Below are 21,435 nucleotides of genomic sequence, written 5' to 3'. Positions count from 1 at the left end.
GTGATCACCGCGATGGAGACCGCAGCTCACGTGGCCGGTGTTATCTCCGTCACTTCCCGGCTTGACGGCCCGACGAGATGACGCGTCGAGATGAAGCGCGCCGGTCTGTGCAGCCGGCGCGCTCATGTTCGGAATTCCTCACGGGATTGGCAACACCGGCGCGTCGAGACTGACGCCGTCGATGATTGCGAACCAATCTCCGTGCGGCGTATTCGATTGCAGATTGTAGTCGATCCTGATGACGGTCCACCTCGATTTCGGGACGAGATCGCTCACCAACGTGAATACGGAGCGGTAGGCGATCTCCCGGTGAAACTCGTAGCGGACCTGTACACCGTATTGTGTAAAGGATGGATAGTCGCGGAGCCCGGTCTTTGGAGTGATCAGGAGATCGCCGCCGGCGTTCCCGTTCTTCGGCCAGACAAACAGCGTGTTATGCTCAATGATGCCGTCGCCGACCGCCGCGTTTATGATCTCCTTCATCTGCTTCCACGGCGAGCCCCAGAAGTATGGATCCGCGAGCTTACTTTTCAGTCCATAGTTTTGAAATCCTAGACCGGCTTTTTTTGGCGAGCTGCTCCAGCATTGTTGCCGCGTCAGTCGGGCCGGCAAAACTCGTTGGCGTCGCCTTCATCATGGCGGCCTGGCCGTTCGCCGTTGCGATGACGTGGAACGGGCAGTCCGGCATCGCCTTCATGTCGGCCCAGGCCTGCTGGATGTTGCCGATAAAGACCGTCGACATGCCGTTGATATCGTCGCCGGCATCGACCTGCACGACGTAATTATAGTTTGGGTGGATCGCGGTTCCGTACGTCGACAATTGTTTTACATGTTGCAACGAAAGGCCGCGGAGCTCGAGCTGGAGCTCGCTGGCATTGTAGCCGCCGGCGCGAAGGATGCGCGCCTAGGTCCGCAGCGCGTACTTGCCGCGCTCCTTGAATGCGATAGTGCCGGCCTGCCCGCCGGAAAACGTCACATCGATGTAGCGCCGCGTGAACATCAGGAGGCTCCCGGTTCGAACGAGCCGATCAGTGTCTTCCAATCCGCGCAAGCGGGATGATCACGGGGCTCTTCTCCAGCCTTGCATCCGTACGTAAACGGCGGCGCACTCAGATAGGCCTCTACCGCTCGATCGTGCTCAGAGGGAGCGAAGCTATACAAAAAATATAGCAGCTGGCGCGCCCCCTCCAATTGGCCATGCATTGTCTTTATCGAAGGGAGGAGGTCGGCAAGCGCCATTACGGCGAGCGAGCGCGTGAGCGTCAGTCCCGAAGCCTTGAGGTTGGTGAGCTTGGCTTCTTCCTGAACAACCAGACTCTCCGCCAATTTCCGTATAGCGCCGGCCTCGGCGCGGTCGGCTAAACGCCGATAGGTCGCGATGGTGTCATGAGCCTTGTCGATCTCGGCAAGCACAGCCCTAAGCTGCTCCCGCACCTCGCGCTCAAACGCTTTCGAAGGATGAGCCGCGTTGTCGGCCATCAGACCATCCCCGTATTCGAATTCTGGACGTTGTTGTAATCGGACAAACGCCTCATGATGCCGTCACCGTAGGCGCTGGGATCGGCACCGCGCGGGACCGTCATGTGCATGTTCTCGACATGCGTCTGGGTGCTGCTCGAATTGTCGATCGAGCTCTGGTCACCCCCGCGGATGGTCGCGCCGCGGGCACCGAGGCCAAGCGCGCGCCAGTTGTCGAACGAGCGCTGGTTGCCGGTCTGGCCCGAGCCGAACCCGTTGCCGGTCGGGATGACGACGCGCGGTCGCGACGTCGGCGCGTCACCGGTCGGGAGGTTGCTAGAGTCTCCCCTGGCAGCCGCCGCCGCTTCTGCGGCGATCGTGCTCTGGTGAACGGCCCCCCCAAGTCTTCTTGCGGCCCATCGCCATCATCCGCCACCCCATCCGGACCACGTCACAGCGTGGCTGGCCGGTCTGCAGGAGCAAGCTCATAGGCCAGCCGGGCCCTGGTGCCGACGGCATGACACTTCTCGAACTGCTCGCACTCGGCCGTCTTCCATGGATGGTGACCGCCGGTCCTCAGGGAAGGCACTTCGTACCGGTTCACGTACTCCAGAACCGGCAACAGCCGATCACATCCCATCTAAGGTATTGAAATAACAATCTTTAGTTTTCGCCCCCGTCGAGCAGCTCACCAGTCAGCCCACAAATGAGAACCACTCCAGACCCAGGAGAAAAGAAGTCCGTCCGTCAAATCAATGACTTAGAGCCTTATTCTGGGCAAACTTCGGCGGAAGTCTCTGGTTCGCTGGGTTGGTCGAGGATCAATCAGGTGTGGATTAGGGTCGTAGCCGTCGGAGTAATTGGCCTGGTAGGAATGGGCGCTGTTGCAGCCTTGGGGAGGAATCCCGCGCCAGCACATCCAATTGCGGTGGCGGAGACCTCGAGTAAGAGCGACCGTCTACCGCTGAAGCCCGCACCCGCGACAGATGTGGCTGCCGTCGAGAACGAAGTCGCGCCAGCAAACGAGGTTGCGGCGGTCACAACGGGTGCTTCAGCTTCGGCAACGATCGCTGCCCCAGCAGCACCCCCAATAGCTATCGCGCCCCGTCCGACCGATCGATTGAAGGCACCGGCCAAGATCATTTCTCGACATTGGCATGATCCTGCGGACACCAAGTACAAATCAAAGCCGAATGCGAGTAGCGGAAGCAGTTCGCCAGTTACCCGCCCCGAAGCGGAGAAACAGCTTGGCGAAGTTAAGAACTGCAGCCAGAGCGGGCTGGACACTTTCCTGCGGTCGGTCAATCTGAAGCCGCGCTGCGCTTCCTAGAGAGTCATGAAGAACGGCCTCCCCGCGGGGGGCTTACCGGCGGCGTCTTTTCCTGGGACTTGCGGCAGATCAATAGGAGCTTTTGCACAAGTTGTAAGTTGACGCGCAGCACCGGGGCGGGTCCGAGGTCGAGCCATGAGTACTGTCCCTCTGGACGTTGAACGAAAATGCGAACAGCGGTGGGCAGCCAGGCGTAAGCAGCCGGTTCTAGCGGGAGCACTTGAAAGGCACTGGTCCGAAAGCCCGATTGAACCGCCCGCTGGGCATACAAAGGCTGAGCCAGAAGCTGCTGATTTAACCCTTCAGCCCACGAAGCAGCGATTATCGGGGCCAGCTGAAATCCCACCACCGCGACAAAACATTTCGAGCCCGGCGGCGTCACCCCGGCCGGATTCTGATTAATGGAGCAGCAACGTCGCTTGCATAAGATGTAGTCCACTCGCTGCAGGACGCTCGAAAATGACCGAGTACGTCATCAGGGAAGTTGGCCTCCGCCAGTGGCTCGTGTTTGCCGATCGGCGAAGCATCGCTTTTTGCGCCGACGAAGATGAGGCCGTGAAAGCCATGGCCGAACATAGCGCGCGCCGCCGTCGACCACCTGAAACAATGGAAACTGCGTCAAGGGAAAACCCGCCGGTGTGAACCGGCGGGCTGCATGTGACAAGGTGGCTCAATTGTGGTTGCAGGCGACGGTGTTCGTCGTCACGCCGCCGCTAGGTTGGCTGCCGCAACGGCCATCGCTTGTCGCAGTTGATAATGCCAGCCGTCCGGGCCGATGGTGTCAGTGACCGGCCATTCGTCGCCTGCGTCTTCCACCTCGTTCGCGTACGGGAGAACGGCAGCGATGCCGGCGATGGTCGTGGGTATCGTTGACGCCAGCTCCTACGCAGCATCCATCGCGGCGTAACAACAGGCCTCGTTATGGTCTCGGGCGGCGTAGTAGGCGTCGGTGCCGCGCTCCGCCCAATCGTATGCAAGTGGTCCGCCGAGGCCTGACGATGTTGGCGATGGCGGCGAATGCTGGATCAACGGAAGCCTCGGCGACTCCGGCTGATCCACTGAGCGTTGAGCCGGCAGCACCCGCAATCATCTGCAGGCCGAACCTTCGGATTATCTGGTTCATACCATGCTCCCGTGTTGCCAATCCTGCGACCCGATCTGCTCGAGTAGGCCGTCCAGATCCGCGATGCCGGTCTCGAACCCCTCCTCAAGGTCGCGGGCATCACCGGCCGCCCAATGGGTCTGGCTGGCCCATAGGAGGCTGCCGAGGCTCGGCTCGCAGTCCGCTTGGTCCTGCTCGGCGTCGACCTCAAATGTCTCTTCGCCGAGACGCTGGCGGGAGGCGTACCGCTGGTCCAGCATGCGGTCGAAGGTGCCGAGGTCCATTTCCCGGTCGTCACCACAGCCGCCCGCGCCGCGGCGTGGCGTTCGTCTTACGCCAACATCACGATATGTGACGGACAGGCTTTCTCAAAATGGCAGGGCTACCTCAGCGCAGGTGCCATCTCACCGGGGTTTTGCGGGCCGCAAGTTCCTTGCAACCATCTTTGTTCAGGATCATTGTTCCAACATCACCGGCCAAGGGTTGCCTGTAGGCGTCGGTGGCTGAGAGACCGATCGCGCTCCCGCCTGCATACCAGGGAGGGGAGCGCATGACCGAGCTCCGACTTTCCAAGCGAATTGATCCTCTCGATAAGAGCGTCTGCGCGGAAGCTGAGCGGCTGCGAAAAGAGGCGCGCGGCACCCCACCAGGAGTCGAGCGCGACCGGCTTATTCGGCGGGCGCGGCAGGCTGAAGCAGCCTGCCGGATGACGCGATGGCTGGCTTCACAGGAGTTACAGCCACCAGCCTGAGAGCGTGACGTTCGTGAGAATGCTGCAGGGCTCGCAAAGACCTGTTCGCGCGATAACGAAACGGCCCCAGCACTTCTGGGGGCCGTGGAGGCCAGTGCCGGGGCCGGTGCCGCGCAGCCCTATCCTGTCTCGCCAGGCCGATTCGCGAAACCGGCATCTGATACCTACCTTCCGGGCATGCCAATCACCCGGAAGCCGCTCGAGATCCCGCCGGCGGTGGCCCGGCAGTTCGCTGCGGACATGCGGGCATATCACGCCGAGCAGGATGACATCCGCCGCGACCGGATCGCAGTCGGCACCAGGCACAAGCTACTAGAGTACACGCCGGCCGGCACGAAGCCGCGGCTGAGCGAGGTGAACGAATTATTCGAGATAATGAGATGAATCGAGGGCTCGCAATATTCGCTGCGGTGCTGGGATTGTCGTTTCTCGTCTTCGTCGCACTCGATTATGCGCCAGCGCTTCTCGGCTGCCCCATCAAGGGAAATCTAAGCGCAGCCGGCGAGCGGATATATCACCTTCCGGGGCAGATGTACTATTCGCAGACACGGATCAATTGGTTTCGCGGTGAGCGCTGGTTTTGCTCGGAAGCAAGCGCGCTTGCAGCCGGATGGCGCAAGGCGCGGATCTAGCCGACACCCAACCCCGCTTGAGCAAGCGTCCACCACGCCTCTGTTGTGCTCATCGGCACCGACAGTATTCTTACGGGACCGCCTCTGGCAGACAACTTGCGATGCGTGCGTGAATAGTTCGGCCACCAGCTATTCGGTGTGCCGAACTCAAACATTCGGAGCACGCAAATGAATATGCATCCTCGTTTTGAGACAGCCCGCGAAAGCACGGTACGAGAATTGACGATCAGCAAGATACTGGCTGATCTTGTCCGCACCCTCCAACTGATCGAAGCTGAGATCGCGGCCGAAGAAGAACGCGCGAGGATTTTCGACCGATCCAACGTGAGGTATCCGATTTTGGCAAAGTCGCTGAACGATCGGCGCGACAATCTCAGGGTGACCATTGCCGCACTTGAACAGCGTCTCACCGAGAGAGACTCAGCATCACACAGCGTCGCCGACAAGGACGAAACTCAGCGCCACATCGTAGGCGTGTTCAGGGCGTTGTAACCCGCTGCCTTCAAGTCATCTATTGAGAGTCGACCGTTTGCCGCGGCTTCGAGGATCTTGGAAGCAACGTGCGTCCTAGCGCCGGTTTCAAAGACGGAAATATTCTCGCAAACTTCCTCTAGCACCGCTCTTAGCAGCGTGGTCGTTTCGGCGTCGAACATGCGTTTCCCTCCAATTGGAGATTGATGCTGAACTCCGCGCGAGCGGAGTATGTTCGCTCGCGCGGCGATCGCCACGCATTCCAGTCTGGGCCATGAAATCCCAGCTCCGGGAGCTTGGCACTTGTCCGCCAAGGTTTTGTGACACGCGCGTTCATCGTTGCGCTCCCAAGGCCGCTTCAATGCCCTTGAAAAAACTACGCCGTCGGGCTCGAAATATCGCGTCCCGGCGGCGCCTGTCACTGAGCCCCTTAAATCCCCCAGCGAAAACACGATCTAGCAGCCATTCACCCGCGCATTTGTGAACCAGATCACAATCGCCCCCCGTAAGAACCCGGCCCTTCACACTGGCCAAGAGGTCAAGAAGATATGGGGGTAGGTGTCAGCTAGCTTTTAGCCACGAGCGCTTGGGTCATGCGAAGAACCGATTCAGCACTGTGTTTGATGATCGGAGCCTTTATATGGCTTCTTCCAATGCTGCAGTCTGCGAAATCCGCTGAGAATGAAGCCAACAATACGCTGCGTACGACACATTCGACCTACACTATTTCAGAAACACCCGAACATGAATACACGCAGTGCCTGTTCCGCAACGGCGAGCGCCTCTTCTGTTCGACTGCAGGGGGGGGGTTCTCTATTTCGGCGAGCCGGTCAAAACTAGAAGCTACACTCTCTTGCCAATTTCCGATTCCTGCGGCGGTAACGGTTGCCCTTCGCGGGACGTTCGACTCGTTGTCGAACGGGGTTCAAAAATAACGGTCAAAAATGTTGTAGAAGATTGTTATTGGTGTGAGCTAACGGTCCTCCATAAAAACGCTCGAACCGACACGGCGACCTTCAAGATCGGGAATAAGCAGGGCTATCGGCTAGTTGAGAGTTTTCGAAGAGGCACTCTGTCAGTTCATCGCTCGAAGATCACCTCGAAAATCGACGCCAGAACATGTAGCGATTTGCATGAGACGATAAAAGCATGCGCGTCCAGTGAAACACGACCTTGCTTCAATCCATACAACTCGTCCGCCAGCGGCAACCGCATGATGCTTTCTATTGAAAATGACCATCCCAGTTTTTCGAGAAGCGCGTTCAACGAAACGTGCGACAACATTTGCGGTAGCGGAAAGGAAATTACGTACCGGCAATTTTCAAGCAAGTTCCGCCGTGGGTGAAGGCGCGCGCCGCCACAATGGGAGCGAACAGCCCCCAGCACTTCGGGGGCCATGGCCAGTGTTGGAGCCGCTGCCGCGCAACCGCTCCTGCCCCGCCAGTTCCATTCGCGAAGCCGGGCCCGCTGAAGCGTGATGAGAATCGAGGCCCATACTCGGTACCCGTTCGCACACGCAGAAGGGCACGAAGCAGCTTGCCAATGTACTCAGGCGGTTCAGGGCTTAACCAATGACGACCCCATAGAATTCCGGCTCGTTCTCCACCGTTGGTTGCGGAAGGATGCCGTTTGAGACCGGGGAGACCCTGACGCATGGCTTTGATTACATGCGAGGATTGTGGAAAATCCATTAGCGATCGGGCGCCAAGCTTTCTACTCCGCGGGTTGCAGGTTCGTATCCTGCCGGGATCGCCACGACTTATGCCGATAAAATAAGGGTTTCTTGCAGTTTCGGCTTCGTTCCAGCGCCCGTTTTCATGTTGCAAGGCGCTGCGACTCCACACCAGCAGAATCAACACGTTTATCAGCCGCTACAAATCACTCCGCGCAACATGGGCGCAACACGGCGGTTTAGCGTTTGTTCTGAAAATGGGGCGCAATCAAAAGCGACCCCAGCGCGGGCGCGCCGGGGCCACCACTAAGCTCCCGGTCGAGGGCGCCACCTGTCCGGGAGCAATGAAGGGACTCATTGGCCCGGCCACTTGTTCCTGAAACATGGCAATGCAGCATAACAAGGATGGCGGCCCTGGCGCGGGGAACGCCAAGGCCGCTCTAAACTCCCGGTCGGGGGGCAACCTATCGCGGGAGCTTATGGTGACTCCCGGCATTGCCGCTTGTTCCTGGTGCGTCAGCCCACCCGCAGATTTTCGGCGGATGTTTTTCCGCGATTGTCCTTCGCTTCGTAGCTGACTTTCGCGCCCTCATTTAGGCTGCTCAGGCCCGCCCTTTCGACCGCGGAAATATGCACAAAAACATCCTTGCCTCCGTCATCGGGCTGGATGAATCCGTAACCCTTCGTCGGGTTGAACCACTTCACAGTACCTGTAGCCACAGACAAAACTCCTTTGGTCCTAATGCAGGAAACCTAAGCGCTGAGCGTCATGTCCCGCAAGGACAAAGACGCGTGGAGAAACAGCCGTTGGCAAATCAGCAACCAAACTGGCCCCTTAAAAAATAGCAACTCGGGCGGGGGCACTGACGTTTGCTCGCGCTTGGGAAATTTTCATGGCCCAGGTTTTGGAATGAACGCCGCCGGGCGCACATTTCTGAGACCGGCGACGTATTTTCTGGCTGGCCCAGCGGTTAAACGTCGGGCGTCACCGTGTCGATGCCGAGCGAGCCGAGCACGCCGCGGGCACGGTCACGCTCAACACCGTGCTTGAGATCCACCACGCGACCGCGACGCAGCCAGGCCACTTTCTGACGCTGTTCGATGGGGGCCGCGGCGGCATTGAACTGCTCAATCGTCATGCCGGTATCAATGTGAACGCTCTCGCGTCCGGCCTCGATTGCCGATGTTGCCACGCTGATCGCGTCCTCCAACTGGGCGATGTCATCGATCAGCGAGCCATGCACGTCGCGCAAAACTTTCTCTTTCAGCACGGCTAGATGGCTGTCAGCCACACCCGTCAAAGCGAGCGCTGCCTCGATGATGGCCGCGCGGACCTGCGGATCGAGGTTCTCTGCCCTGGTGATCTTGTCGCGTTCGACCTGCGGCAAACCGCGCAGCCATGTCCGAATTTCCATCTTCGCGATGGCCCCTGCCGCGTCGGCTGGATCGGCCTTCGGAAGTTGTAGACGAGCGCGCATGCGGTCGAGCTCCTGCTTGGCTCTCGAGATCGCGCGGCGCCCCTGATGAAATACGGGCACGGCCTGGTGCAGGATGTGATCGCGGTACTGATCCTGTCGGCCCTGATCGGTGTATCGAGTATCCGCATGAAGCTGTTTGCCGATGTTCTCGGCGAGATCGACAGACGACAAGGCGTCCAGGTAGCCCTTTTCCAAGCGCTCGATGGTGGAGTCTGGCTTTGATGTCAGCGTCCACATCCGGATTGCCTGGTTGGCTCTACCAGGAACGTCTGCCCGCAGCATCTTGCGGCGACCTTTGACGCTAACACGCTAACTGCTCGCCAATCGAACTCATCTGTTCAGATGCGCAAGCTCTGGCGGCGAGAGGCTAGGATTGGATTTCCCCGAACCTTTTGGCAGGACACCAGCGTCACTCGCAGCAACAAGCAACGCGCTTACGCGCCCATGCGAAAAATTCAACCGACGCGAAAATGATCCGCGCCGCCCGCCCTTCATCATGGCGACGCTCTCCGTAGTTTCTGGATTTCACTATTCCTTGAGGGAAATGACGGCGGTGCCAGTCACCTTGTAAGTAACGGGCGACACCGGGCGGCGGCGGCCTCCGCGCGCCTGAGTCGTCACGTCGGACCACAAAATTTGGTCTATAAAAATATAAGAGGTTGGGGGCCTTGGGAACGTACAATCCCGAGCAGTGTGCTCATATTGCTTACAACGATGTTCCAGCGAGCGCCCACTTAGACGGTCCGGCCTCTTTCGGTCTGCTTTGCTTTGCTCGTTCTCTCACAGACGCGCTTTATGAGCGATCGAGACAGAGCTTCGAAAGTCTGAAAGCGTTCTATTTTGTGAACCGCGCGCGTGTCTTCAGAAAACCGGAATACCCGACTTTTGAACGAAAGCGACGCCGACGGCAATAATAAATAGTCCAGGACTGCCTCGTTGTTCTCCCCCATCCTTAGCGCAACTACCCATCCCTTCGGCCATCGCACGCGACTACTCAACAACCAGCGTATCGGCTCGCGCCCATATTTGCGCCATTTAGCCACACGGAAGCAGATGTTCACGGCGTTATCTATCCGTAAACATTCGATCGACAGATCAAGTTTGGCATTCCTACCCGCCCCCTCAAAGGCGTCCCGAAGACGGTAGGCATTCTCGAGGTGGAAATTGACCCACTGTCTGTGCTCGGCGAGTTTATCCAGGCGGCCTTGGTTGCCGGTGTAGCCAATCAACCGATAGATATTTCGAAGGGTGCCAAAGTGATTCAAATATGAGGTGAGTGAAGGTAATCCGGAGCTTTCATCAATAATCGAAGCATTGAGCTTGCCTTTCTTCATCAGAACCTTACGGAGGCGTACCAGCATCTCCTCCTCGGAAATGCAGACTTGACGCTCCTCCATCGCCTTTTTTACTCGCAGAAATGTGTCACACTTGATGATTGGCTCAATCGAGTCATCACTTCTAATCCAGAGCTCTCTGGGATTCCGCGTTCGCTTCGCCCCTAGTTTCTCGGTACAGCGATTGTAGATGAAGTTGCCGATATAAGCTTCGTTATGAAGAATTACGCCTATCGAACTCGAACGCCATCGGCTCCCTCGGTTCGTGAGGACGCCTCGTCGGTTAAGCTCTCGCGCAATTCTCGCCTGCGATTTGCACCGTAGATATTCATCGAAGATCCATTTAACGACGGCGACTTGATCTCGCGAACCTGGCCCAAGTTTTACACGGTCGGTGGTAAGAGACTTCCGCTCACCGCTATGCAGAACTCCTTTCGCCCTACATTTGTCGTCAACGAGCCGTCTCTCTAGCCCATAAGGTGCTGGGGCACCCATCTTGAACCCGCGATTTGCCAGGCGTAAAGCTCCTGCAAGAACCTTGACTGATAGCTCCCGGCTGAACTCCGCCGCCATGACCCTCTTGATATTCTTGACAATGCTCGAAAGCAGGCCTCCGTCGTTATCGAATTGCTCGCCGCAATAGGCAACTTTGATGCCGGCCCTTCGGCAGATGAATTCGTAGTGCGCACTCTCATCTACGTCTTGAAAGCGGCCCCAGCGGCTGACATCGAAAATTAGCAAATGACTGAAGTCCGTGTGACCAGTCTGGACGTCATTGATCAGTTCGGTTAAGCCTGTTCTATTCTCGATTTTGAGACCGCTTTCCCCTTCGTCACGATAGGTGCGAACGATCCTGAGTCTGTGGAGTTCGGCATAGGCGGCGATTGCCACCGCCTGATTTTCAATTGAGTATTGCTGGTAATCGGTGGACATGCGGACGTACTGTGCCGCGCGATAAATCTTCTGCGACTCGGGTACCCGATCCCTGTGTACAACGAGAGACCTCGCCATGGTGCGGCCCTCCGCGCGCGGCGGTAATCCTGACTACAGCCCGACGCAAGCGATAAAGCTCGACAGCGCCGCCCCTGGGTTACAGTCATCATAGGGACGGTCAGGTGCGCTGTCGTATCGACAGCGGGTCACCGCGCGCCCTGCGCAGCGGCCGGCTCATCCTCAGCCATAACCACGTTCAATGCAGCCACTGCTGCGCGAACCTCCTTGCCGGCCATCCTCGGCGCATATTGGCCGCCGAATCCCAGATACTCGCCGATCTCGCCAATCCTACCGGGATCGCCAGCATTTGTGCCGATAAAATAAAGGTTTGTTGCAGTTTCGGCTTCGTTCCATTGCCCGTCTCCGTGTTGCAAGCCGTCGTCAACCGATATCAGTAAAATCAACGAATTACCGACGCCTACGGATCACTCCTTGAGCGCGACACGACAGTTCGATTTTCGTTCAGGGTGCTGGATGCAAAACACCGCACAGCGACAGAATCACTTCTGGGAGCGGGTGCCAGTACTATGTCGCGGGCAGGCACGCCGTGACCGCTGGCCTCAACCCGATCTGCGGCAACCTTCTTCATCACGCAATCGAATGCATGTTGAAGGGCGCGATGGTGAAGACGAGGACCCTTCAGGAATTGAAAAAGCTCGGCCAGGGCTTGCCGCAGCTCTGGCAGACCTTCAAGTCCGATGTTGGCGATCCTGACCTCTCCAAATTTAATGTAGCCGTCGTCGCGCTCGATAACTACGAGGATCTCCGATATCCCGACGATGCACTGAAGAACGGCATGGAGTCGGTGATCATAGACGCGTGGACAACGACAATTAAGATTGGGCACGCTTAGCGACGCGCACATCCTGAATGTCATTGCACCATGGACGCACGGCATCCGCCTTATCGGTGGTTCTATTTGTCTAGAGAGGGCCTTGGCGTTGTATCACTACGCGTGGGCAGTCTCGGATATTCGATCTTGGGCAGCTGCCCAGTTAGCGAATTTAGAAACGCGACAATGTCGTTTTCCTCTTTATCGCTGAGCTTCGCGCCGAGCTGGGTCTCACTCATCACGCCAACCGCTTGCTTAAGGCTCTAGGCTTGGCCCGAGTGGAAGTACGGGGCCCGCAACGCGACGTTGCGCAACGGCGCGGCGCGGAAAACGTACTCATCGCTGGCTACCTTGGTAACCGCAAAACGGCCCTTGTCGGCGGATGGAAGCAGCGTTCCGTCCGGCCTTTCAACCACGCCGAACGGGAAGTAATCCTGTCCACCGACGTTGATACCATTGTGGCAAGACGAGCATCCTTTTTCCATGAATAGCTTTAGTCCCGCCTTCTGCTGATCATCGAGAGCATGCTCATCGCCCTTGAGGTACTGATCAAACGGGGCAGCAGGTGTAATCAGAGTCGCTTCGAAAGCCTCGATCGCCTTGGCGGAATTGTCAAAGGTGACGGGCCTCGCCTCGTTCGGGAACGCTTTCTGGAACATGACGACATAGTCGGTCATCGAATTCAACGTATTGAGTACCCTGTCCGGCGTGGCATTCATTTCGACACTCGCCTGGATGGGGCCGGTAGCTTGCGCCTTGAGATCTGCCGCGCGCCCATCCCAGAACTGCGCCACATTGAATACTGCGTTATAGACGGTAGGTGCCCGACGTGGACCCCGCTGCCAGCCATGCCCCACCGACGTTGGACCGGCATCTACGCCGCCCGCGCCAAGGTTATGGCACGTATTGCAGCTAATGATCCCGCTCGCCGATAGCCTCGGATCGAAGAACAGTGTCTTGCCAAGTTCGACCTTTTCGTGGGTGACTGTGTTGTCCTTTATCGCAGGAACGACCGAAGGAATCGGTTCGAATGCCTCCTTGGCAGCGCTCATCAAATCGTCAGTTGCGCCAGCTGCCGAGGAGACCAGCACCCCAACGCTCAGAACGCACAGCTTGTAGACGAGGGAAAGCTCTCGTATCGTTGACTTCTTCATTGCTTGCATCACCAATTTCATAGATGCCGGAAACGGCCGAAAAGCTGCACGTGGGCCCCTCCAGGAAAGGCACAGCTCCACCGGAAGCAAACGTCGACGGCAGCTCTCGAAGCCGCCGGCCACCTCGCGTGCCACCGACGAACAATGAAGAGGCGGTCAACTACAGCGGTTATGATCCAGGATCGCCGAACACGCAGCCTCATTCGCCCACCCCAGCACTTTCTGCCGGTGCAAAGACGTCTGCGTGAGATCTGGGTCGTCGAAGCTGTTGATATTGTCAAAGCAATCCATCCGATTCTCCTCCCCCAGATCTGGGCAAATCAAGCCGGACCTGTCAGTCTAGCTAGAGACCTTCCCATGCTGTGATCCTTAGCTGTCGACAAGCTGACGAGCCCCGGAACAATTCACAATGTAGGTCCTGCAACTTTCGTGTAACGCCGTTCGGGTTTTTCAAGCGGGTCGACGGCAAAATTACGCGGCAACTGAGCGAGCGCAACGCCGCCATTAAGAAGCTCAATCTCATAATGTCCCTCAAGGCACCGGCCTTGAAGGCGAATAGCTGAGCGGCGGCTGTCGCGGTGTTCGCGCAATCGGATGGCGGTAGCTTGATAGCTGAGCAGCAGCGAATGTTGAGGAACGTCGCATTGAGCCGGCGACGTCCGGCTAGTAGGTAAGCGGACTTCGCTCTCCTAGGTGGGCGTACGCCGTTCGCGCTCAGCCCTATTTGCAGCCCTGAGCCGCTCTCCAATGTGCTCAGAGATATCGCTCATCTCAGCCCGCAACTCGGCTTCGGAAATATCCTGCTCTTTGGCAGCCTCGACAAGGCGCTCGGTGAGTTCCGCAACATCCTGCGACGCGCCGGGAGTCCGATACTGCTCGACGGCGTGAACGCTATTCTCGATCCAGAAGTCGATAAATTCCCGGGCTTTGCTCACTGTATTCCCTTTAACCAAACTAGTGGCCCAGCGTTAACGCCAGTAACGGAACGGAGCAAGGCCGTCTTAGCGGCGTCGGCATATACCAAGGTTTGACGGAGGCGAGAGTTAGGAAGTGACAATCGAACGGCGGATGGCCGATGATTGAACGCGATCAGAAACAAAGGAATTGCCGCAATTGCGACAGCCAAAAGCCAAACAGAACGATTCCTGCGCTGAAAATAAACTCGCTCATGGCAACCCTTCGCCTCGGACACACTCTGCCCTAAAACACCAGACTAGTTATGCGTCGCGCATAATCCATCGGCCATAACAGGTTGTCCTTCCGCACTTCACCTCGATTAAATCAAACAGATCGGAATCTGCGACATTCATAAAATTTCGACCCACCGCAAGTGCCACGAGAGATATCGAGGTGGCTTGAGGGAGTTATCGGCGCAGCCAGCGGAACGTTGTCAGCACCGCTGTCCGCTCTGCTCTCGGTAAGCCGGCCGTTGGTAGGTTCCAGGTTGAACGTGGCACGCACCAATCGGTAAGCAGCCGCCCCAGACGTTCAGACAGTGAATGAAACGAACGCCCATGGAGCTGGACTGGCGCGTCATAATTGCCTCGCTCGGTTACATCACGGCTCCAGGAACACGTCAGCGGGCGATCATGAGGCGGCCAAGCCACGAGCAAGGCGGCCGGATCCAACGGCGAACCTCCAAAGGGGTGACTGAAACTGGCATTTTTCTAGCATGTTGGTCTGAGTTCATCTCGACGACATCCCAACCGGGAGCGCCCTTCGTGTACATACCGTCCCCCTTTCGAGATGACGACCTCGAGAACATGCGAGCGACAATCCGCTGCGCTCGATTGGCCAACCTGATCACGGCCACGTCGGGCGGGCCCCTTGCGACGCCACTTCCGCTCTTGCTCGATGAGAGCGAAGGCGAGCACGGCACGCTGTACGGGCACCTTGCGAAGCGCAATCCGCAATGGCGCATCGCCACGATCGGAGATGCGATGGCGATCTTTACTGGCCCGGAAGCTTACGTGACGCCATCCTGGTATCCCAGTAAACGACAAGCTGAGCATGTGGTGCCGACATGGAATTACATCGCGGTCCATGCCCATGGGCCGATTGAGTTCTTCGACGATCCCGATCGCCTGCTTGAGATCGTGACGCGCCTGACGAATATCCATGAAACGTCACGTGCGACGCCTTGGGCCGTCAGCGATGCTCCCGTGGATTTCATTGCCGCCCAGTTGCGTGAAATCGTCGGCGTGCGCATCCCGATCACCAGGGTCGAAAGCAAGCGCAAGATGAGCCAAAATCGCCCCATGCCTGACCGCATTGGTGTCGCCACCGGCCTAGCCGCGAGCAAGCTGGCACGAGACCAAGAAGTTGCACCTCTTATCCTAGTTCAGGACTGAGACGATCATATGCTTGACCGTTGTCAAGACCGGCGGTCGACACGCAGCTCTCACGGGATCCAGCAGCAATAGTTTAGCCGCTACGCCGCTCAAGGTATTTTTGCCTTGTGGCATCAATGGTTGCTCGCGCCAGATTGGAAGAGTGAATGTTGAGCATTGGCTGCAGTCTTCTCAATGGGAAGCTGTTCAACGCTCCCGAGCTTCGACTAGCAACTCAGGGTATCGAGAAGCCCATTCGCCTCACCAGAATTGCGACCGATACTCACGAATGAGTCAGTCGGCTCGGACTTATCGCACCTGGTAGACTCTTGTCCGCATTCTGACAGAGGCACAATCTCATGTCAGGTCCAGTACAGCGCGCATAGCACGCGTTCAGACCTTCCAAAGCCCGTTCGGCCTTGATCGTCGGCTGGCATGACCATTGCTTCAAGTAAATCGATCCAGAAATAGGGCCACAAAAGCAGCAATGCTCATGCTCTGCGCCCCCATCTCGCCTCAGAATAACGGTCCGCCCGCTCAGCTCACTAGCGCGCGTTGTTCCGCTGACCACTCTGTCCGACCATACCCACCAGGATCGCACCGAACACGTAGACCAGCAAACAGCCAGTCTCGAACACGTTAATATCGCACGATTACTTGTCTAGGTTCACGCATGAAATCCGCCGTTGTATTCGACTGGAATGGCACGCTGCTCGATGATGCCAATGCCGTGCTGCAAACCATTAATGCTATTTTGAGCCGCTTCGGTCGATCAGCCGTCGATATGCACAGACTTCGAGAGGAGTTCGAACTCCCTCTTTCGGTTCTTTTCCGCAACCTAGACATGTCGGAAGATGAAATCGAAGTCGTGCATAGTAACGACAGCGCCATTTTTCACGACGCCTACGAATTCTTGGCGCGCAACGCTGCCTTACGTAAGGGGGCACGAAACGTCTTGCTCGCCCTTGATCAGAGATCCGTTCAAACCGTCATTGTCAGCAATCACATTATTGAACCGATTCGCACACAAGTGCGAAGACTCGGAATCAAGACTCACATCACGGATATTTTGGCATTTGAGAGCCGCGCAACCCAGTTTAGGAGCATGAGCAAGCAAGAACGGCTGCGTTTGTATATGCAGGCCAACGATCTATCCCCAGAAAAAACCGTCATCGTGGGCGACATGCCAGTTGAGACGGAGATCGCCCGCAATCTCGGTCTAATCAACGTGTCAATCACGGGGGGATTTGTTTCCGAAGCGCGCCTGTGCGCCGCGGGGCCTGACTACATGATTCACGACCATCATGAACTATTACCGGTTTTGCGGAAGCATTGCATTGTTCAGAGCAGTTAAGTGACCACAAGAACATAACTGAAGATCCGCGGCTGGCCCGCTGCTGCTATCCGCTTCGTCTTCGCGATCCGGTGATATTCGAGGTCGGAGATCGGGTTCTTTCACTCGGTCGAACCGACGGCTCAGTCCGATAAGTCGCGTCAAATATCGCGATCCGCTTAGTGCGATCTGGCTACACGTTCGGTCTTTCGCCTGGCATGATGCTTGCTGCAGATCATTCGCGAACCGAGAGGCGAGGAAGAACTGCAAGGCCTTGGAAAATCAACAGGAGCACAACGGCTTTGATCGATGACGTCATTCCGGGCACCGATGTTGTGAAACGTGCGGCGCGCATCGGTGCCGAAGTCAACAATATCAAGCTATCGGGCGATCTACCGGACCACACGATCGCTGCGATAAACAGCTTGCTGCTCGAGCACAAGGTGATCTTCTTTCGCAATCAAGGACATCTCAACGACGCCGAGCAGGAGCGTTTTGCCGCTCGTCTCGGAAAGCTAGTGCCGCATCCGATGCTCGGTGCTACCAAGGGGACGACGTCGCTCCTCGAACTGGACTCCACTCGCGGCGGCGGTCGCGCCGATGTTTGGCATGCGGATGGAACCTTCGCCGAAGCCTATCCCAAGGTTTTAGTCTTGCGAGCCGTTGTAATGCCAACGTTCGGAGGCGATACTGTTTGGTCGAACACAGCAGCCGCTTATCTTGATCTGCCGCCGCCGCTACAACGCCTTGCCGAGGAGCTATGGGCCGTTCACAGCAACGTTTTCGATTACGCTGGGATCGCGCGTGTCCGTGACATCGACAAGAAACACTTTGACGATGTGTTCACCAGTAGGATTTTTGAGACTGAGCATCCCGTGGTGCGCGTCCACCCCGAGACGGACGAGCGGACGCTAGTGCTCGGCGCCTTGGTGAAGCACTTTGTTGGGGTGCCCAAATATGACGGACAAAAGCTGTTCGAGCTGTTCCAGTCTCATATTACCGCGCCCGAAAACACTGTGCGGTGGAACTGGTTAGAGGGCGATATCGCGATATGGGATAATCGCGCAACACAGCATTACGCCGTCAACGATTACGGGGACCAGCATCGCGTGGTACGTCGGGCCACGATCGATGGTGACGTGCCCGTCAGCGTGGATGGCAGGAGAAGTGTGACGCGCCTGAAGTGACCGAATAGGTGTCCGCCACGACCAGCGCTCTCGCATCCGAAAATGGACAAAGCCTGGCTACCGGAGTTGTTTAGGGCGGACGTGGGAACGCTAAACGATATCTCAACTGTCAGGACAAACTCAGCAGCCTAAGTTGACATCGCAATTATTTAGCGTCCCGCGAAAGCTTCGATAAGCATTGACCATCACTTCCCTTCGCCGGCGGCCGGTACGTGCCCCTCACGTTTCAGTTTAGAAAACCCTCGATCCGTGGCCATAAAGCGCGCCAACATGGGGGCGATGAGCTTAGTCGGTTCAACCACTTGACCACCTTCACGCGTAAGGGCTTCTGCATATGCAATGAGATCACGATGCACGGCCGCCGGCAGCTCCGTACTCACTTTGACCGGCTTGTCGTCTGGAAGCTCTCCTATCTTGAGCTTTGGCATGTTCTCACCTTCCATACGGCGCAAGTATGAGGTCACGATTGACCAGAACACGAACCGGAAAGCCAGGTCGCACGGTCAGGGTAGGCTGGATGCCGAGACTGCGGCGAACGACCTGCTGTCCGGTTTGATTCAGTGAGTCGGAGGCGCCGTGACGCAACGCTTGGATAATCGCGCTGTCGTTGCTGTTTGTGTCGGATCCCGCGCCTACTTCCGTCGCAACAGCTAGAAGCGTCGATAGTGCCGCAGCCTTGAATAGTTCTGCCCAGTGATTGTCGACTTGGTCTTCCAGACCCGCATAGCCAGCCTTATCAGCGCCAGGCTGCCGCTCAAGAACGATAGAACGCCCATTCGGCATGATCAGCCGCGTCCAGACCAGCAGGACGCGCGACTGGCCGAATGAGACCTGATTATCGTACATACCGATGAGACGCGCTCCCTGGGGCACAAGCAAAAAGCGGCCTGTCGGCGTGTCAAAGATATTCTCGGTTACCTGCGCTGTGACCTGGCCTGGAAGGTCTGATCGAATCCCGGTGATTAGGGCTCCCGGAATGACCGTCCCAGCCTGCACGATGTATGGTGAAGCCGGGCGGCTGATGCGGTCCGGGCTGACCGTGCGACGGTCCACAGACGCGTTCGCGAAGGCAAGCTTCCGGTCCTGACCGTTCTGCGCCAATCCGTCATCGCCAGAGCTCGTCGCGCTCGGAGACGCGATGCGGTCGGTTCCAGCGGCCACAGTGGCGGGCGCGCGCATTTCGCCGCCATTGTTCGCAGCGAACACGCGACTGATGCGGGCTGCTTCGGTCTCTTGGTCTCGGCGCTGCTGTTCGGGATCAGAGCCGATGGTTGGCGACTGCCCCTGAGCAGCAAGGATCGGCCGCCCCAGGTCTCCTGGGAGCGGCGGACCGAGCTGCGGAACCGCTTGGCGTGGAGTGTCAGAGTAGTCCTTCGGCAATGCCGTGATCCCGTCGGCCACATTATGATGGTCTGTGCTGTAAAGCTCCTCGGCCGCCTGGTTTAGGGGGCGGTTACTCTGCAGCGACCACAACACAGTTCCGCCAATGACGAGCATGACAACCGCGCTCCCTCCGGCCAGGACCTTCCGTGACAACCGTGTCACGCGCGGATGCTCCGCTCTCAAGCGGAAACTTCCGGATTGCCCGTCTCGTGGCTGCTGCGGAGCCGCCTGATCGCGATCGTTTCCGACCTCGGTATTCATGACGACGGCCTCCCATCTTTCCTGACAATCCTGACTTTCTGCTGGTGCTCACCGCCGAGCCGCAATTCGGCAGCCGCAAACAGCCGATCGACGATCAGGACGTTTCCGTAGGCACGGTAATTGGCGAGTTCGGTCTTGCCGTCCGGACCGATGATAAAGAGTGGTGGCATCTCGCCTTGCACGATGCCTTGGGGGAATTCGACATAGACCTTACGGCCGTCGTCATAGACAGCCAGCGGCCGCCAGGGCGGGCTGTCGCCTTCAATTGCGTAGCGGGAGATGCGTTGCGCCGGCTCCGGAAGCAAGGGTCTCAGAGCGACTGCACGCGATCGTTCGCGCACTGCTTCCGGATAGTACCAGGCAACCGATGGCATGTATGGCCGCTCGCGTGAGCGGAGCTCGATCAGGTAGGTGCGCCGGTCAGTATTGACCACCAGATTGGTCTCGATCGATGCGCGGGTCGGCTTGACCAGGACATGGACCCTTCGCGTATCGCCGCTTCCACTCTCGGTATCGCCCACGACCCAGCGCACGGTATCTCCGGCGGCGATCGGTCCAGATCCCGTCAACTGCTCTCCCTCCTCAAGCGCGATATCCGTAATCTGCCCCGGTGCGGCGTAGATCTGATAAAGCGCCCCGGGACTGTAGGCGTAGATTTGCGCAGCGTTGAAATACCCCCGCTTGCGCGGTTCGACCCGGGCTGCGCTGTTTGCCGTCTCAATCCGGCTCATGGGTTCAGGCGCTTCCTTCCCGGCCGCCTTGCCGCCGAGAGCCGGCTTCCAGAGGGGCGGAACGTGTAGCGGTTGCGACTTGTCGTCCAGAGGCGCTGGCGACACTGGCATCGAAGGAACTTCCGCATCATAGCTGATCTGTGGCGGTATGTAGGTCGCGCACCCACCGAGCGCTGACGAACAAAGCAGAAGAGCGGGTAGAAATGCTCTCTTCGCGGTCACCAACTCGGGCCAAGCCGAATTGAGCTTCCTTTGCTGGAGAGAACGTTTCGAATGAACGTCAGACGGCGTCTTGGTCACTGACTCAACTCCTTTGACCAGTTGATGGCGCGGACGTAGACGCCAAGGGGATTCTTGCGCAGGCGTTCGGCATCGCGGGGTGTCTCGATCACGATCGAGAGAATTGCAGTCCAGCGCTCGGTCGAGCTCAACGAGCCGTTGTCGTAGACGCGCTGGGTCCAAGCGACCCGAAAGCTTTCCAACGACGCGCGAATGACGCTCGAGACGTCCACGGAAATTTGGGCCTTGCCCAGCTTGGCAAAGGGGTCATTGTTGCGCGCATAGTCGTTGAGCGCAGCAGCACCACGATCGGTCGTAAAATCATAGGCCCGGAGCCAATTTTGGCGCAGAACGATGCCGTCGGCCGGTAGGCCTCTGACATCCTCTATAAAGCGCGCCAGATGGTAGGCGATCTGCGCATCAGTAGGTTGATAATCGATGTTGGCCGGCGCCACCCTTTGGGCCTGGCCGAGATGGTCCACTTCGACCACCCACGGCGTGATCGAGCCTTGGCTCGATTGCCAAACGAGGCTACCCGCGAGACCGGCTGATAACATCAAGCAGCCGAACGCCATCAAGCGCCAGTTCCTGGCCTGCACGCGGGCAGATCCAATGCGTTCGTCCCAAACCTGCGCTGCCTTTTGGTAAGGCGTGATCGGCTCGGGCATGCGCCCGTAGTGCACGGAAGGTCGTTTGAACATCGATAGTTGCCCTTGAGATCAAG

At 57.9% G+C, this 21,435-nt stretch carries 23 protein-coding genes and 1 pseudogene; 9 read left to right on the top strand and 15 right to left on the bottom strand.

The window, feature by feature from the left end:
• Nucleotides 1-138: 138 nt before the first annotated feature.
• The 3 genes from ACVIHF_RS04695 to ACVIHF_RS04685 all read right to left on the bottom strand — a co-directional run bounded on the left by ACVIHF_RS04695 (nt 139) and on the right by ACVIHF_RS04685 (nt 1,479).
• On the bottom strand, nt 139-483 hold the full coding sequence (locus ACVIHF_RS04695; protein WP_456791790.1) for a hypothetical protein: 345 nt from the start codon (nt 481-483) through the stop codon (nt 139-141).
• A gap of 40 nt (nt 484-523) precedes the next feature.
• Complete coding sequence (locus ACVIHF_RS04690; protein ID WP_456791789.1) at nt 524-820, bottom strand: hypothetical protein; 297 nt, start codon at nt 818-820, stop codon at nt 524-526.
• Between the two features lie 179 nt (nt 821-999).
• Complete coding sequence (locus ACVIHF_RS04685; RefSeq protein WP_456791788.1) at nt 1,000-1,479, bottom strand: hypothetical protein; 480 nt, start codon at nt 1,477-1,479, stop codon at nt 1,000-1,002.
• A gap of 108 nt (nt 1,480-1,587) precedes the next feature.
• Between ACVIHF_RS04685 and ACVIHF_RS04680 the strand changes: the two genes are divergently transcribed.
• A complete protein-coding gene (locus tag ACVIHF_RS04680; RefSeq protein ID WP_456791787.1) occupies nt 1,588-1,848 on the top strand; it encodes a hypothetical protein in 261 nt (86 codons plus the stop codon).
• A 1,399-nt stretch (nt 1,849-3,247) separates the two neighbouring features.
• Nucleotides 3,248-3,430: a hypothetical protein gene (locus ACVIHF_RS04675; RefSeq protein ID WP_157340337.1), complete on the top strand. Its 183-nt coding sequence runs from the start codon at nt 3,248-3,250 to the stop codon at nt 3,428-3,430.
• A gap of 477 nt (nt 3,431-3,907) precedes the next feature.
• On the opposite strand, the gene ACVIHF_RS04670 is transcribed toward ACVIHF_RS04675, so the two are convergent.
• Nucleotides 3,908-4,174: a hypothetical protein gene (locus ACVIHF_RS04670; RefSeq protein ID WP_456791786.1), complete on the bottom strand. Its 267-nt coding sequence runs from the start codon at nt 4,172-4,174 to the stop codon at nt 3,908-3,910.
• Between the two features lie 644 nt (nt 4,175-4,818).
• Here ACVIHF_RS04670 and ACVIHF_RS04665 point away from each other — a divergent pair.
• The 3 genes from ACVIHF_RS04665 to ACVIHF_RS04655 all read left to right on the top strand — a co-directional run bounded on the left by ACVIHF_RS04665 (nt 4,819) and on the right by ACVIHF_RS04655 (nt 5,765).
• Nucleotides 4,819-5,025 (top strand): hypothetical protein, encoded by a 207-nt coding sequence (locus ACVIHF_RS04665; RefSeq protein WP_456791785.1) that lies wholly within the window; start codon nt 4,819-4,821, stop codon nt 5,023-5,025.
• Entirely contained in the window at nt 5,022-5,273 is a 252-nt protein-coding gene (locus ACVIHF_RS04660) for a sunset domain-containing protein (RefSeq protein WP_143270979.1), read from the top strand. The genes ACVIHF_RS04665 and ACVIHF_RS04660 overlap by 4 nt, the downstream gene beginning before the upstream one ends.
• A 168-nt stretch (nt 5,274-5,441) precedes the next feature.
• The gene (locus tag ACVIHF_RS04655; RefSeq protein WP_310881393.1) at nt 5,442-5,765 is read left to right on the top strand and encodes a hypothetical protein; all 324 of its coding nucleotides are present in this window, start codon (nt 5,442-5,444) and stop codon (nt 5,763-5,765) included.
• 1,059 nt (nt 5,766-6,824) lie between these two features.
• On the opposite strand, the gene ACVIHF_RS04650 is transcribed toward ACVIHF_RS04655, so the two are convergent.
• The 5 genes from ACVIHF_RS04650 to ACVIHF_RS04630 form a co-directional block, all read right to left on the bottom strand.
• Nucleotides 6,825-7,142 carry a hypothetical protein gene (locus ACVIHF_RS04650; protein WP_456791784.1) on the bottom strand — a complete coding sequence of 106 codons (318 nt, stop codon included), beginning with the start codon at nt 7,140-7,142 and terminating at the stop codon, nt 6,825-6,827.
• Nucleotides 7,143-7,932: 790 nt separating this feature from the next.
• The gene (locus tag ACVIHF_RS04645) at nt 7,933-8,136 is read right to left on the bottom strand and encodes a cold-shock protein (protein ID WP_028336518.1); all 204 of its coding nucleotides are present in this window, start codon (nt 8,134-8,136) and stop codon (nt 7,933-7,935) included.
• 251 nt (nt 8,137-8,387) lie between these two features.
• Nucleotides 8,388-9,131: a hypothetical protein gene (locus tag ACVIHF_RS04640; protein ID WP_456791783.1), complete on the bottom strand. Its 744-nt coding sequence runs from the start codon at nt 9,129-9,131 to the stop codon at nt 8,388-8,390.
• Nucleotides 9,132-9,628: 497 nt separating this feature from the next.
• On the bottom strand, nt 9,629-11,239 hold the full coding sequence (locus tag ACVIHF_RS04635; protein WP_456791782.1) for a recombinase family protein: 1,611 nt from the start codon (nt 11,237-11,239) through the stop codon (nt 9,629-9,631).
• A 128-nt stretch (nt 11,240-11,367) separates the two neighbouring features.
• A complete protein-coding gene (locus tag ACVIHF_RS04630; RefSeq protein WP_456781474.1) occupies nt 11,368-11,625 on the bottom strand; it encodes a hypothetical protein in 258 nt (85 codons plus the stop codon).
• Nucleotides 11,626-11,768: 143 nt separating this feature from the next.
• On the opposite strand from ACVIHF_RS04630, the gene ACVIHF_RS04625 reads away from it, so the two are divergent.
• Complete coding sequence (locus ACVIHF_RS04625) at nt 11,769-12,074, top strand: hypothetical protein (protein WP_310881388.1); 306 nt, start codon at nt 11,769-11,771, stop codon at nt 12,072-12,074.
• 62 nt (nt 12,075-12,136) lie between these two features.
• Here ACVIHF_RS04625 and ACVIHF_RS04620 read toward each other — a convergent pair.
• Nucleotides 12,137-13,207: pseudogene (locus ACVIHF_RS04620) on the bottom strand (cytochrome-c peroxidase).
• Between the two features lie 689 nt (nt 13,208-13,896).
• Entirely contained in the window at nt 13,897-14,142 is a 246-nt protein-coding gene (locus tag ACVIHF_RS04615; RefSeq protein ID WP_028336511.1) for a hypothetical protein, read from the bottom strand.
• A gap of 786 nt (nt 14,143-14,928) precedes the next feature.
• On the opposite strand from ACVIHF_RS04615, the gene ACVIHF_RS04610 reads away from it, so the two are divergent.
• The 3 genes from ACVIHF_RS04610 to ACVIHF_RS04600 all read left to right on the top strand — a co-directional run bounded on the left by ACVIHF_RS04610 (nt 14,929) and on the right by ACVIHF_RS04600 (nt 18,057).
• A complete protein-coding gene (locus ACVIHF_RS04610) occupies nt 14,929-15,558 on the top strand; it encodes an FMN-binding negative transcriptional regulator (protein WP_076829171.1) in 630 nt (209 codons plus the stop codon).
• A 652-nt stretch (nt 15,559-16,210) separates the two neighbouring features.
• A complete protein-coding gene (locus tag ACVIHF_RS04605) occupies nt 16,211-16,891 on the top strand; it encodes an HAD family hydrolase (RefSeq protein ID WP_456791781.1) in 681 nt (226 codons plus the stop codon).
• 281 nt (nt 16,892-17,172) lie between these two features.
• Entirely contained in the window at nt 17,173-18,057 is an 885-nt protein-coding gene (locus tag ACVIHF_RS04600) for a TauD/TfdA dioxygenase family protein (RefSeq protein WP_310881385.1), read from the top strand.
• A 185-nt stretch (nt 18,058-18,242) separates the two neighbouring features.
• On the opposite strand, the gene ACVIHF_RS04595 is transcribed toward ACVIHF_RS04600, so the two are convergent.
• Genes ACVIHF_RS04595 through trbF form a run of 4 tightly spaced genes read right to left on the bottom strand, consistent with a single transcriptional unit; the run spans nt 18,243 to nt 21,412 of the window.
• Nucleotides 18,243-18,485, bottom strand: coding sequence for a DUF2274 domain-containing protein (locus ACVIHF_RS04595; RefSeq protein ID WP_076829174.1), 243 nt, complete (start codon nt 18,483-18,485; stop codon nt 18,243-18,245).
• A gap of 4 nt (nt 18,486-18,489) precedes the next feature.
• Nucleotides 18,490-19,701, bottom strand: a complete 1,212-nt coding sequence (locus ACVIHF_RS04590) for a TrbI/VirB10 family protein (protein WP_456791780.1) — start codon at nt 19,699-19,701, stop codon at nt 18,490-18,492.
• Nucleotides 19,698-20,732: a P-type conjugative transfer protein TrbG gene (gene trbG, locus ACVIHF_RS04585; RefSeq protein WP_456791779.1), complete on the bottom strand. Its 1,035-nt coding sequence runs from the start codon at nt 20,730-20,732 to the stop codon at nt 19,698-19,700. The genes ACVIHF_RS04590 and trbG overlap by 4 nt, the downstream gene beginning before the upstream one ends.
• Nucleotides 20,729-21,412, bottom strand: a complete 684-nt coding sequence (gene trbF, locus ACVIHF_RS04580) for a conjugal transfer protein TrbF (RefSeq protein WP_076829101.1) — start codon at nt 21,410-21,412, stop codon at nt 20,729-20,731. The genes trbG and trbF overlap by 4 nt, the downstream gene beginning before the upstream one ends.
• Between the last annotated feature and the right edge of the window lie 23 nt (nt 21,413-21,435).

This window comes from Bradyrhizobium sp. USDA 4506 (assembly GCF_054058795.1).
The sequence above is the reverse complement of the archived record's forward strand: the minus strand, read 5'-3'. Positions and strand labels throughout refer to the sequence as shown.

Coding starts and splice junctions, on each gene's coding strand:
- ACVIHF_RS04640 (WP_456791783.1), bottom strand. CDS start 9,131: ATGTGGACGCTGACATCAAAGCCAGACTCCACCATCGAGCGCTTGGAA.
- ACVIHF_RS04655 (WP_310881393.1), top strand. CDS start 5,442: ATGAATATGCATCCTCGTTTTGAGACAGCCCGCGAAAGCACGGTACGA.
- ACVIHF_RS04670 (WP_456791786.1), bottom strand. CDS start 4,174: ATGGACCTCGGCACCTTCGACCGCATGCTGGACCAGCGGTACGCCTCC.
- ACVIHF_RS04685 (WP_456791788.1), bottom strand. CDS start 1,479: ATGGCCGACAACGCGGCTCATCCTTCGAAAGCGTTTGAGCGCGAGGTG.
- ACVIHF_RS04680 (WP_456791787.1), top strand. CDS start 1,588: ATGTTCTCGACATGCGTCTGGGTGCTGCTCGAATTGTCGATCGAGCTC.
- ACVIHF_RS04695 (WP_456791790.1), bottom strand. CDS start 483: ATGAAGGAGATCATAAACGCGGCGGTCGGCGACGGCATCATTGAGCAT.
- ACVIHF_RS04605 (WP_456791781.1), top strand. CDS start 16,211: ATGAAATCCGCCGTTGTATTCGACTGGAATGGCACGCTGCTCGATGAT.
- ACVIHF_RS04660 (WP_143270979.1), top strand. CDS start 5,022: ATGAATCGAGGGCTCGCAATATTCGCTGCGGTGCTGGGATTGTCGTTT.
- ACVIHF_RS04675 (WP_157340337.1), top strand. CDS start 3,248: ATGACCGAGTACGTCATCAGGGAAGTTGGCCTCCGCCAGTGGCTCGTG.
- ACVIHF_RS04635 (WP_456791782.1), bottom strand. CDS start 11,239: ATGGCGAGGTCTCTCGTTGTACACAGGGATCGGGTACCCGAGTCGCAG.
- ACVIHF_RS04665 (WP_456791785.1), top strand. CDS start 4,819: ATGCCAATCACCCGGAAGCCGCTCGAGATCCCGCCGGCGGTGGCCCGG.
- ACVIHF_RS04650 (WP_456791784.1), bottom strand. CDS start 7,142: ATGGCCCCCGAAGTGCTGGGGGCTGTTCGCTCCCATTGTGGCGGCGCG.
- ACVIHF_RS04590 (WP_456791780.1), bottom strand. CDS start 19,701: ATGAATACCGAGGTCGGAAACGATCGCGATCAGGCGGCTCCGCAGCAG.
- ACVIHF_RS04595 (WP_076829174.1), bottom strand. CDS start 18,485: ATGCCAAAGCTCAAGATAGGAGAGCTTCCAGACGACAAGCCGGTCAAA.
- trbF (WP_076829101.1), bottom strand. CDS start 21,412: ATGTTCAAACGACCTTCCGTGCACTACGGGCGCATGCCCGAGCCGATC.